11 protein-coding genes and 1 tRNA gene are annotated in these 11,870 nt (G+C 63.7%); all 12 read right to left on the reverse strand.

All coding sequences use genetic code 11. The features are described 5' to 3' along the window. Positions 1 to 156 precede the first annotated feature (156 nt). Positions 157 to 246 (reverse strand) — tRNA-Ser (locus NO357_RS03605). A 107-nt stretch (positions 247 to 353) separates the two neighbouring features. After that, on the reverse strand, positions 354 to 956 hold the full coding sequence (locus NO357_RS03610; protein ID WP_306734241.1) for a hypothetical protein: 603 nt from the start codon (positions 954 to 956) through the stop codon (positions 354 to 356). A gap of 153 nt (positions 957 to 1,109) precedes the next feature. Beyond that, the gene (locus tag NO357_RS03615; RefSeq protein WP_306734242.1) at positions 1,110 to 1,826 is read right to left on the reverse strand and encodes an alanyl-tRNA editing protein; all 717 of its coding nucleotides are present in this window, start codon (positions 1,824 to 1,826) and stop codon (positions 1,110 to 1,112) included. Further along, complete coding sequence (locus NO357_RS03620; RefSeq protein ID WP_306734243.1) at positions 1,823 to 4,243, reverse strand: DUF3772 domain-containing protein; 2,421 nt, start codon at positions 4,241 to 4,243, stop codon at positions 1,823 to 1,825. The genes NO357_RS03615 and NO357_RS03620 overlap by 4 nt, the downstream gene beginning before the upstream one ends. 5 nt (positions 4,244 to 4,248) lie before the next feature. Then, positions 4,249 to 5,292: a cysteine synthase A gene (locus tag NO357_RS03625; protein WP_306734244.1), complete on the reverse strand. Its 1,044-nt coding sequence runs from the start codon at positions 5,290 to 5,292 to the stop codon at positions 4,249 to 4,251. Between the two features lie 60 nt (positions 5,293 to 5,352). Continuing rightward, positions 5,353 to 6,489 carry an NUDIX domain-containing protein gene (locus NO357_RS03630; RefSeq protein ID WP_306734245.1) on the reverse strand — a complete coding sequence of 379 codons (1,137 nt, stop codon included), beginning with the start codon at positions 6,487 to 6,489 and terminating at the stop codon, positions 5,353 to 5,355. Between the two features lie 28 nt (positions 6,490 to 6,517). Next, positions 6,518 to 6,949, reverse strand: a complete 432-nt coding sequence (locus tag NO357_RS03635; protein WP_306734246.1) for a TrgA family protein — start codon at positions 6,947 to 6,949, stop codon at positions 6,518 to 6,520. An 8-nt stretch (positions 6,950 to 6,957) separates the two neighbouring features. Then, positions 6,958 to 8,172, reverse strand: coding sequence for an SAM-dependent methyltransferase (locus tag NO357_RS03640; protein WP_306734247.1), 1,215 nt, complete (start codon positions 8,170 to 8,172; stop codon positions 6,958 to 6,960). Between the two features lie 66 nt (positions 8,173 to 8,238). Next, positions 8,239 to 9,651: a cryptochrome/photolyase family protein gene (locus NO357_RS03645; RefSeq protein ID WP_306734248.1), complete on the reverse strand. Its 1,413-nt coding sequence runs from the start codon at positions 9,649 to 9,651 to the stop codon at positions 8,239 to 8,241. Continuing rightward, positions 9,648 to 10,868, reverse strand: coding sequence for an aminotransferase class V-fold PLP-dependent enzyme (locus NO357_RS03650; RefSeq protein ID WP_306734249.1), 1,221 nt, complete (start codon positions 10,866 to 10,868; stop codon positions 9,648 to 9,650). The genes NO357_RS03645 and NO357_RS03650 overlap by 4 nt, the downstream gene beginning before the upstream one ends. A gap of 11 nt (positions 10,869 to 10,879) precedes the next feature. Next, positions 10,880 to 11,305 carry an HIT family protein gene (locus NO357_RS03655; protein ID WP_306734250.1) on the reverse strand — a complete coding sequence of 142 codons (426 nt, stop codon included), beginning with the start codon at positions 11,303 to 11,305 and terminating at the stop codon, positions 10,880 to 10,882. A gap of 56 nt (positions 11,306 to 11,361) precedes the next feature. Continuing rightward, positions 11,362 to 11,823: a GNAT family N-acetyltransferase gene (locus NO357_RS03660; protein WP_306734251.1), complete on the reverse strand. Its 462-nt coding sequence runs from the start codon at positions 11,821 to 11,823 to the stop codon at positions 11,362 to 11,364. Between the last annotated feature and the right edge of the window lie 47 nt (positions 11,824 to 11,870).

Genomic DNA, 11,870 nt, shown 5'->3' on the forward strand with positions numbered 1-11,870 from the left:
CCGAACCCCGCCAAACGCCAAAAAGAGACGGCGGGTAGAAATCGTAAGATCGCGCCGCAAAAGGTGCGTCTACGCAAGGCCAACGCCCCGCTAACCCGCGGAAACACGGCAGAAATTACCGAGGAAAAGGAATGAACAGGAAGAGACCGGGGTCGGTGGCGGAGCGGAAGGGATTCGAACCCTCGAGACGGTTTCCCGCCTACACACTTTCCAGGCGTGCGCCTTCGACCACTCGGCCACCGCTCCGCCGCCGGGTTTATCCAATAACGCGGGGGCGCCGCAAGAGGGAATGGCGCGAATTCAATGACACGCGCCCTATCTCGTGACCGAGCGGGCGGCGCAGGTCACCGGTGTCACTCCAGCCGCACCAGGTACTTGAAAATCATGTTCTGGGGCCGATCCACGACGTAGCCGTCTTCGACCGGTGTCACAAACATGTCGATCACCTTCTCGGTGTCGCGGCAATTGAACCCATAACTGCCGCAGTCCACTTTGCATAAGGGGTTGGAATAGGTCAGGCTGAACCGCAACGATGGCTCTCCGGCGAGGATCACGACTTTACCGCGCAACTTGTGAATCACGATGCTGCCCGACACCTTGCAGGCGCCGCAGGTATAAGAATAGTCGATTTCTTGCGACGGGGTTTCGGGCATGGCGAAAACATCTTCGAGCCAGGGGTCCGTCGGGTCCTCCGGCAGAGGCAACACCCGGGGCGGCTGGTCCTTGACGTCCTCAATGTCGTAGAGCCCCTTGATCCGATTGCCTTCGATCACGAACGGCACCTCGGTGGAAAACGGCTCGGAGGTGCCACAATTCGGCAGCGCCGGAATGCGCCAGCTGTAGACAGCGCGAAGATACCCTTTTCGGCCCGACTCTTCGGTGAATGCGGGTGTGCCGAACCCTGAAAAGGCCAGCAAAAGGCCTAGCCCGGCAGATATCGCAAATCGTCTGTTCATCATCCTGTCCTCCCGTCCGGACGTTCCGTGGCAGAGACGTCCCGTGGCAGACATGACGGCCAGCGTCCAGCCCGTCTCAGAAATCTGTCCGTCCAAACGGCGGCGTGCAAGAGTTCAGGACCGTGTGTCGCAGAGCTTTGGGCGGGAACGCGCTCAGTCGAGGTGGATGTGCACCCGGCGATTCTGTCTGCCCTTGTTCTCGACCTTGCCAAGGCGTACCCGGCCGATTTCGGCGGTGCGCGCCACGTGGGTGCCGCCGCAGGGTTGCAGGTCAATCTGATCATCGCCCTGCCCGATGCTGACAAGCCGCACTCGGCCCGCGCCGCGCGGTGGCTGCACCGACATGGTTTTCACCAACCCGGGATTGGCCTCCAGTTCCGCATCGGTGATCCAGCTCTCGGACACCAAAAGGTCCCAATCGATGAGTTTGTTCAGCGCATCTTCCACGGCCTGACGGTCTTCGGGCGGATCGGGCATAGCGAAATCGAGCCGGCCCTTTTCCGCTCCGATCTGCCCACCGGTCACCGGCAGGGGCAGCACGACTGACAGAAGATGCAGCGCGGTGTGCACCCGCATGTGGCGGTGACGGCGGTCCCAGTCGATCTCCTGACGCACCACCGTGCCAACAGGCGGCAACGCCAGCGGCTGGGACGGGACCAGCACGATTTCGTCGCCCTGCCCCTTGACCGTGGTGGCTATCTCCAGCGCCCCGCCCTCCCATTCGATCCTGCCGCTATCGCCCGGCTGACCGCCGCCCGTGGGATAGAAGACCGACGCGTCGATCACGATCCCGCCCTCCGGCGTGTGGCCCGTCACCGTAGCCATCGCCCGGCGCAGATAGGCGTCGTCGCGAAACAGCATCCTGCTCACCGCTCGCCTCCCTCGCTATCGCTCTCGCCTGCGGCGAAGTCGCTCTCGCTCAATTGGCCGGTCCCAATCCCCGTCGGCGTCTCCGCCTTGGCCGCGCCCGGTTTCGGAGTCACCCCGGCGGTCAACGCCTCGGGATTGCGCAACCAGATGTCGCGCTGCGCGAACGGGATCTCGATATCCTCTTCGATAAAGCGCCGGGCGATCTCGTGGTTCATGTCCGATTTCACGCTCAGCACCCAGTTGACGTCGCGCAGGATGGCACGGATCTCGAAGTCGAGCGAGTCAGCGCCAAACCCCTGAAACACGACATTGGGCGGCGGATGCATCAGCACCATAGGGTGCGCCTCGGCGATCTCGCGCAGGATCGCCTCGACCTTGCGGGTGTCGGTGCCATAGGCCACGCCGACCGGCACGATGACCCGGCCGACCGTGTTGCCACGGGTGAAGTTGGTCACCCTGCCACTGACCAGATCCGCGTTGGGCACAATCACGTCGGTCCGATCAAAGGTCTCGATCCGGGTCGAACGCACGCTGATGTCGCGCACATATCCCATCTCTCCACCAACTTCGATCCAGTCGCCCTCGGAAATCGGCCGTTCGATCAGCAGGATGATGCCCGAGACGAAGTTCGACACGATGTTCTGCAGGCCGAAACCGATCCCGACCGACAACGCACCGGCAACGATGGCGAGCGAGGACAGGTCGATGCCCGCGGTTGTGATGGCGACCAACGCGGCAAGGAAGATGCCGACATATCCCACCCCCGAGACGAGCGCGTTTTGCGCACCGGAGTCCATCTTGGTTTTCGGCAGAACCGTGTTTTTCAGCGCGCCCTGCAGCAGCCGCGTAATCGTGTAACCAATGACGAAGACCAGTGCGAAGGTCAGAAAGTCTCCGGGCGTGATCGTCGATTCGCCGATCCGGAGTCCCTCCATCGCGCGCAGGCGCAGATCGTCGAGTTGGGTCTCGCTGACGCCCCAGATCAGCGCGAACTGTGGCGCCGCGAGCAAGATCAACCCCATCCCGGCCAGCACCGGCACCAGCCCTTCGCGGGCTTCCTCGCGGCGCCGGAGCAGCACGTAGAGCTCGGCGAGCAACCGCTGCACAACAAGCAAGAAAGCCAGCAGCAAGAGCGATTCCATCAGCGCGAATGTCGCCCGCTGCGACGCCCGGAAATACCCGGCCGCGGCCAGCAGCGGCGCGACAAAGGCCATCGCGTTCAGCCCTTGCCCCAACAGCCAGAACAGCCGGTCTGAATAGCTCAGCGCTTCATCGTGTCCCTCGGCCTCTTGCTGTTTGGTGCGCGCATTCGCCCGCAGCAGCGTCCCCAACCGCCAGATCAGAACGCCCCCGAAGACGATCAAGGGGAAGAACACCGCCGCCCGGGCTTCCTGTGACCAGGAATCGTATCGCGCGAACGCCCGTAGAATCTCGTTCGCTGCGAGCACAAGTCCCACCAGTCCCGTGACCACCCGTCCCTCGCGAAGCTTTTCGGGCGCAAGATGCATCGTGTGCGGCACGGTCACGACCTTTGGAAAGACTCGAACGCCAAGCCACATCGCGATCAGGATCGCGGCGCCGGCATTCAGTGTCGCAGCTAAAAGCGGGTCAATCCTGAGACCGATCAGCCCGGTCGCATAGCCTGCCTGCACGATTGCATAGAGCCCGACCAACGGCACCGCGACCTGGCCCAGGGAAAGTGCGAACCCGGCAAGCCAGCGCGCCGGTGTCGTCCCGCCGGACTGAACCCGCAAGGTCAGCGTCTGTACCCAGCGCCGCCCAAGAAGCAAAAGAACCAGCCCGATCGAAACCAGAAACAGGATCGTCGGTAGGCTATCCTGGAATTCCGCCCTCTGGTTGGGGTTGCGCCAGGCATTGGCCAGCTCGGAACGCGTGCTGAGCAAGGATTGCACCAAGGACGACCAGCCGCGCGCCCATAGTGCAGGGTTGAGCGGACTCGGCCCGCGCTCGAGCAGTGCCTCGGTTTCGCGTTCCCGCAGGATGTCATCGATGGCGAAAATCAGAGTCGTCGCCCTTGAGTAAGCCACCTCGGCGGTTTTGCCTGGCGCCGTCAACTCCGCCAATCGCGTATTCAACTGCTGCCGTTGGGTTGCGATATCCTCGGGTTCGCTTCCTTCTTCCGGTGGCGGTCCCAAAGCCTTGATCTGCGCCTCGACCGATTGAATGGTCTTGGCGTTCAGTGATTGTGCTTCGGTAAAGCGCGTCCGCCACTTGGCCAGCTCGGCCCGCAACCCCCGCATCGCGGTGTCCGAAGCCCGACCGGCCTCAATCGCCTCTTCAGCCCGCTGGGCGGTTCGGGCCCAGCTTTCGTAATCGGTAGCTGTCAGCGTCTGCGCTGACAGGCTCGACACCGCCATCCCGAAGGCCAGAAAGACCCAGAAAACGAATGCACGCATCACGATCAGGAGTCCTCGAACACCGTTGGTAGCTCACGCGGCTCTCGGTCCATCCAGTCCGGCACAGGCAAGTTTTTCTCCTTGAGAAAGGCCGGGTTGAACAACTTGGACTGATAGCGGGTTCCATAATCACAGAGCACCGTCACGATGGTGTGGCCCGGGCCCATCTCGTGCGCCATCCGCACCGCGCCGGCAACATTGATTCCCGACGAGCCGCCCAGGCACAGCCCCTCTTCCGCCAGCAGGTCGAAGACATATGGAAGCGCGTCCTCGTCCGGGATCTGGTAGGCATAATCTGGGGTAAAGCCTTCGAGATTCTTGGTGATCCGCACCTGGCCGATACCTTCTGCAATGGACGAACCCTCCATCGCAATCTCGCCAGTGGTGTAGTAGCTGTAGAGGCCAGCCCCCATCGGATCGGCAAGGCCGATTTTCACCCCCTTGGGCTGCAGCGCCATGCCGACACCGGCGAACGTGCCGCCCGAGCCCACGGCGCAGATGAAGCCATCCACCTTGCCGCCGGTCTGTTCCCAGATTTCCGGCCCGGTGCCGTCGATATGGGCCTGCCGGTTGGCGACGTTGTCGAACTGGTTGGCCCAGACAACGCCCTCATTGGTGTCCCGCGCCAGCGCTTCGGCAAGGCGGCGTGAATAATGCACGAAATTGTTGGGATTGCGATACGGCGCCGCGGGCACTTCGACCAGCTCGGCGCCGGCCAGCCGCAGCATGTCCTTCTTTTCCTGGCTCTGGGTGTCGGGGATCACGATCACCGTCTTGAACCCCATCGACGCGCCGACCAGCGCCAGCCCGATACCAGTGTTGCCCGCCGTGCCTTCGACGATGGTGCCGCCGGGCTTGAGCGCGCCGCGCGCTACCGCGTCTCGGATGATCCACAGCGCGGCGCGATCCTTGACCGATTGGCCCGGGTTCAGGAATTCGGCCTTGCCGAGGATGGTGCAGCCGGTCGCGTCGCTGACCTTGCGCAGCTTGATCAGCGGCGTGTTGCCGACGGCCTGGGCAAGATCGGCAGCGAATTGGGCGGTGGTCATCGGCAGCATCCTTCGGCGCGTTTTCAGCCCTTCCACGTGTAGGCGCTCGATCGGGGGAACTCAAGCGCCCGCCGCCGCCCTCAGCCGATCACGTTCGCGTGCCAGCCACAGAAGCGACACAATCAGCGGGCCGTTGTTGGCCTCGCCGGTCTCGATCAGTCGCATCGCCGCGGCAAAGTCGAGGATATGACTGCGGATATCCTCGTGCTCGTCCTCCGCCCCGCCCAGCCGCGCAGCTTCATCGGGCAGATCGGCAAAGCCGACAAAGGCATGCAGCACCTCAGAGGAATAGCCTGGCGTGCTGTAATACCGGGCGATCCGCTCCAGCCCCTTCAGACGCAGCCCGGTCTCTTCCTCGGCCTCGCGATAGCAGCAGGTTTCGGCGTCCTCGCCACCGTCGATCCGCCCGGCAATCGGCTCCAGCTGCCAGGGGTGTCTGTCGCCGCGTCCGAACGGCCCCATGCGGAACTGCTCGACCAGCAACACCCGGTCGCGCACCGGATCGTAGGGCAACACCGTCGCGGCGTCGGCGGCAACGAAGACCTCGCGCTCCAACCGCGCACTCATCTCCCCGTCGAACTGGGTATGGCGAAATCCAACGGTTTTGAGCAGAAAGTACCCGATATGGCTGGACGTTTCGGTTTCGACCTCGACCTCGCCCAGCCCCAGGCCGCTCCGCACGTCACAAGGGGTCTCCTCGCGCTCGGCCATCAGCGCAGCCGCGGCGCGAGCCCGGATCATGCGAAACCGTGCCGCCGCCTCGACGTCGCTCAGCCTCCCGAAGTAACTCATCAGTTCGCTCGCCGCGTGGCGGGTCAACGGCCAGTGCGCGCGCACCCAATCCTCGAGCGAAAACGGCCCGTCCGCTTGCCACAGGCCCGGGCGTGGAAAGTAGACTCGTGCCGCCACTTCTGTATCGCCGACTGCAACGGTCACATCCCGCAACTCATAGCCGAAGCTCAGTTCGTAGAAATCGAGCCGTTCCAGTACCGTGCCCGACAGGTTTCGCAACAACAGCCCGTCGGTCCGACCGCCCGGCGCCGCCTCGATCAGCGGAAAATCCTCTCCCGCGGCCCGGCTTACCCGGTACCCGGCAAGTTCCGCCGGCTCGGGCGCCAGCGCCTCCACCTCCCGACCGGCCACCAGCGCCAGCAGACCAGGGTGCCTCAGCGTCCCATAGAGAAAAACGTTTACCATTATTTCTCAGCAGCTTGCGCGTCGATCTTCACGACCACCGACGATCGACATATTCCGCAATCACGCCCGACAACATGCCGCCTAGCACCAGCGTCGCGACAATATGCGGATACGCCAGATTGGCGGCGTACTCGATCCCCAGCTTAAAGATCGACACGATCGCCTCGACCGGGCCGTCAAATCGCCGTGCCAGAGCCAACGCCAGCATCTCGTTGAAGGCATGCGCGAAAAGCACCCAGAACAACGCGGCGGCCATGCCGGTGAAGCCGATCCCCATCGCGGTGACGTAGTCGACCCGCAACCGCCGACCAACGACGAACCACCCCACCAGAAGACCGATCAACGCGTTGAAGGGTTGGAAATTGCCCCACTCCTCGCGCTCCGGCATCACCTCGATCACCATGCCGGAAACCACCCAGGCCAGAATGGCGTAACACACCGCCGCTGCGAGTTTCGACATTGTCGGCATCAGGTCGTTCCCGGATTGCTCACCGTTATCTGCACTACATCGCAGTTACCCCCATGGAACGAGGCGGCGCAAGAGGTCAGGTAGAAATTCCACATCCGACGGAAGCGTTCGTCGAAGCCCATGGCACTGATCCGGTCCCAGTGATCGTTGAAACTTTCGTGCCAGCGCCGCAGCGTCTGAGAGTAGCTCTCACCAAACCCGCGCATCTTCTCGACGGCCAGTCCCGCCTTCACCACCTCGGCCTGCAACGCCGTCTTCGATGGCAGCATACCGCCGGGGAAGATGTATTTCTGGATGAAATCCACGCCTTTGCGATAGACCTCGAACCGCCGCTCGTCGATGGTGATGATCTGCAGCGCCGCCTTGGCATCAGGCTTCAGGCAGTCGCGCACCTTCTGAAAATACACCGGCCAGTATTTCTCGCCGACAGCCTCGAACATCTCGATGCTGGCGATACCATCGAAGCGCCCCGTTTCGTCACGGTAATCCTGCATTTTCAGGTCGACGCGATCTGAAAGCCCTGCTTTTTCAATGCGTTCCCGAGCAAACTTCAACTGTTCTTCGCTGATCGTCAGCCCTGTGACCCGCAGCCCCCGCTCGCCGGCAGCATATTCGGCGAACCCGCCCCAGCCGCAACCGATCTCAAGCACGTGGTCGCCGGGCGCCAGCCCCATCTGGTCGACAAGGGCAGCATATTTCGCGGTCTGCGCCGCCGCCAGGCTCTCCTGCCCGGTCTCGAACAGGGCACTGGAATAGGTCATCGTCTCGTCCAGCCACAGCGCGTAGAATTCGTTGCCGAGATCGTAGTGGTACGAGATGTTTTCCCGCGCTTGTTCTTTGGTGTTCGAATTCATCCAATGCCGGAAGCGTTCGATTGCGCGCAGGATGCCCTGGCCGGGAAAACCGCGGTAAAGCTCCTCGTTGCCGGAATTCAGCAGGTCTAGGAAGGCTTGCAGGTCCGGCGTGCTCCAGTCGCCTTCGAGATAGGCGTCGCATAACCCAAGTTCGCCCTCGCGAATGAGCCGCGTAAACACGTCGCTGCTGTGGATCTCTACCTCCGCCACCCGGCCCGGCGTCCTGCCTTCCGCCCGGAATCGCCGGCCATCCGGTAGTACGAAATCCAGCCGTCCTACCGGCATCCGCGCCGCGATGTCGAACACATTCGCGAAATACCGCGGCAGGCCCTGCTGGCCCTCTGTCGACGTCAGAACCATCTCCCCATCCCTCATCACGTTTCCGATGAGGCTAGGCCGGTGCCGCGTTTACCGCAAGAATTTCCTTTACTGCCCTGATTTCAGGCGCTCATACGCCGCCAGCGCCCGTGTCCGCCCCTCGGCCAGCGACACGATCGGCGCCGGGCGCGGATCGTCCGGGGCCAGCCCCCAGCGTTCCGGCACCGCCTCGAAGAACTGCAGCGCCGTCCGCGGCGGGCTGGCTTGTCCCTCGGCAAGCCAGCGGCGGCGATAGACGCCATCAGGGTCGAACTTCTCAGCCTGGGTATCGGGATTGAAGACCCGGAAATAAGGGGCCGCGTCGGGCCCCGAGCCCGCGACCCATTGCCAGCCCATCGCGTTGTTCGCCGGATCCCAGTCGGTCAGGCAGTCGGCAAACCAGTCGAGCCCCACCTTCCAGTGCACCAGCATGTGCTTGGTCAGGTAAGAGGCCACGATCATCCGGGTGCGGTTGTGCATCCTTCCGGTCACGTACATCTCACGCATCGCCGCATCGACGAAATCCACCCCGGTGCGGCCCTGCTTCCAGGCCAGCACGTCATCGCTACCAGGATCGGTTTGCCAACCGAATTCGTCCCAGCCGTCGCGCCAGTTGTCGCTCAGAAGATGCGGCGTGTGATACATTAGGTGATAGGCGAAGTCGCGCCAGATCAGCTGACGCAAGAACCCTTCGGCGCCTTTCGAGCCCTCTTCCACGCGCCGCCGTGCCGCCTCCCAGGCCTGTCGTGGCGACAACTCGCCAAGCGCGAGATAGTCTGACAGCCGCGAGGTGCCATCCCCGGCCACATCGTTGCGACCTTCGCCATAGCGCTCGAGCCCCGCCTCGACAAAACCCGCCAGCCGGTCCTGCGCCGCGGCTTCGCCCGGCGCGTGATGACCGGCGACGATATCGCGTCCCCGGCGCATCGCCCGGCTCAGCTGCCAGTCGGACAGCGCCTCGCGGTCCGGCCAGCGCTCCGGCGCCGCTATTTGCCCGGGCTCCGACAAGCTCGCGCCGGGATCGCGATCCCGCACCGCCTTCCAGAACGGCGTATAGACCTTGTAGAAGCTGCCACTGCCGGTCTCGACCGTCCAGGGCTCGTTCAGCAGGTGCCCGGGATGGCTCTCCGCCGAGACGTCCTTCGCCTTGAGGGCGGTCTTGATTTTTTTGTCGCGGTCAATTGCCTGCGGGTCATAGAGCCGGTGCCAATGCACCGCCCGCGCGCCTGTTTCCGCGACAAGCCCATCAAGCACCTCCAGCGCAGGACCCGCACGCAGAATCAAACGGCTGCCCCTTTGTTCCAGCGCCGCGGCCAGTTTTTCCAGCCCGACCTCCAGACGCCATTTCGCCGCCGCGCCCAACGCGTCGACCCGTGCGTCGCGGATGAAGACCGGCACCACCGGCCCCGCGGCACAGGCCGCTGCCAGCGCCCGGTTGTCGCTCAGCCGCAAATCGCGGCGAAACCAGAGGATGGATGTCAAAGCTCTGTCTCGAGCGCGTCGATCAGCTGCTGCACTTCGGCCTCCGTCGTGTAATGCGTGAAACTCATACGCAAAACACCCTTCGCCGGATCAACCTTCATCGCCTCCAGCGCCCGAACGGCGTAGAAGTCACCGCCGCCGGCCATGACGCCGTGCCCGGCAAGTCGCGCTGCGACCGCCTCGCCCGGCTCGTCAAGTTCGATCGCCACCGTCGGTGCCCGCGCGTCCGCATCAGCGGGTCCAAGCAGCCGCACCGAATTTTTCGCCTTGAGATAGTCCAGCAACGGCTGCAACAGCCGGGTTTCATGCGTCCGCATCAGGTCATGCACCGCCGCCGTCCGCGCCGCCGCATTTCCGGCAATGCCATGATGCCCGGCCAGCAGATCGACGTAATCCGCCATGCCCGCGCAGGCCGCCACCTGGGCATGATCCGGTCCCGCCGGGGTAAACCGCTTGTAAAGCGTGCCGGCGTTGAAAAAGTGCCCCTGGTTCGGCAGTTGCTCGCCCAGGGCGCGGCGGATCACCATGATCCCCTGGTGCGGCCCGTAGGTCTTGTAGGATGAGAACAAATAGATATCCGGTCCCAGCTCGCCCACATTCGGGAACCCGTGCGGCGCATAAGAGACGCCATCGACACAGACGAAGGCACCGGCGGCGTGGGCCATGGCAGTGATCTCGGTCACCGGGTTCACCTCTCCCACCACGTTCGAGCAATGCGGGAAGCAGACCAGCCGCACGGTTTCGTCCAGCAACTGTTCAAGACGCGCAGGTTCGAGATGCCCGGTCTCAGGGTCAATCTTCCATTCCCTGATCTCGACGCCGTCCTCTGCCAGCCGTCGCCAGGGCCCGGAATTGGCCTCATGGTCCTGGTCGGTGACCACGATCGCCTCGCCTGGCGACAGCCACTGGCGGAACGCCTGCGCCAGCACATAGGTGTTCTGCGTCGTCGACGGCCCAAAGCTCAACTCGTCCGTCTCCACCCCGAGCATCGCCGCCAGGCGCGCGCGCGCTTCGTCCATCTCTTCGCCGCCAAGCCGGCTCGCCTCGTAGGGCGCATAAGGCTGTACCTTGCGTTCGCGATAAAATCGCGTCAGCCGATCAATGACGAAACGCGACGTGTACGACCCGCCAGCGTTTTCGAAGAACGCCTGACCCTGAAGGATCGGCACCTCAAAGGCGGGAAACTGCGCCCGCACGAAATCGACGTCAAGCACCATGCTCTGTCCCCTTAAACGCCAGCGGCCAGCACCGCCCGGATCTTATCGGCATGGAGTTTCAGCACGTCGAAATCCGCCATCGTTCCCGGCGGCCGCAACCTCGCACCTTCATGCCGGGGCAGCACGTGGAAATGCAGGTGAAACACCTCCTGCCCGCCCGCCGCCTCGCTGAACTGCTGCAGCGTCACACCCTCGGCGCCAAAGGCCTTCATCACCGCGCGGGCCATCTTCTGCACCGTTACCATGCAGGCCGCCATCTGCTCGGGCGAAGCATCCAGGATATTGCGGCACGGCGTCTTCGGGACCACCAGGCAGTGGCCGTCAGCGCGCGGCATGATGTCCATGAAGACATAGGTATCCACATCCTCGTAAAGCTTCTCGCTCGGGACCTCGCCGCGCAGGATCTTGGCGAAGATGTTGTCGGTGTCATAACTCATCGGCTGGCCCTTCCAGAATCACGTGCCTGGCGAAACCTTATCGCTCGCGCCGGGTGTTAGCGAGCCTCGACCGGCAGGACAAACCGCACCCCTTCGACCGTCACCTGCTGGAAGCTCAGCCCCAGATAGAATCGCTGCGCGCGGATATTGCCGGGTTCGGTGCCCACCATCACCACGCTGCAGGCTTCGTCCCTGGCCCAGTCCCTGGCCACGTCGACCAGCGCTGTGCCCACCCCCTGCCCGCGCCGGTCCTCCACGACAAAGAGATGATGCAGGTCGATGCCGCGCTTGCCGAACTGCATCTGCACCCGCCGCGTGCAGGCGACATACCCCACCAACCGCCCCTGCGCCTCGGCCACCCATACTCGGACCCAAGGATGGTTGCTCAGGATGTCGCGCCTGCGCAGGTCCTCGCTGGTCGCCGCCGCGTCGCCGTGATGCGCGGCCTGCGCGCCCACCATGGCGCCCAGCGCAGCGAGGTCGCGTTCTTGCGCCAGTCGGATGATAGTTGTTGTCATGGTCTCTTGTCTCGCGTTCAGGCCACGCGAGGCTCGAGAAACGAAAA

Source organism: Marimonas arenosa (genome assembly GCF_030848945.1).
In the GTDB taxonomy this organism is placed as follows: Bacteria; Pseudomonadota; Alphaproteobacteria; order Rhodobacterales; family Rhodobacteraceae; genus Marimonas; species Marimonas arenosa.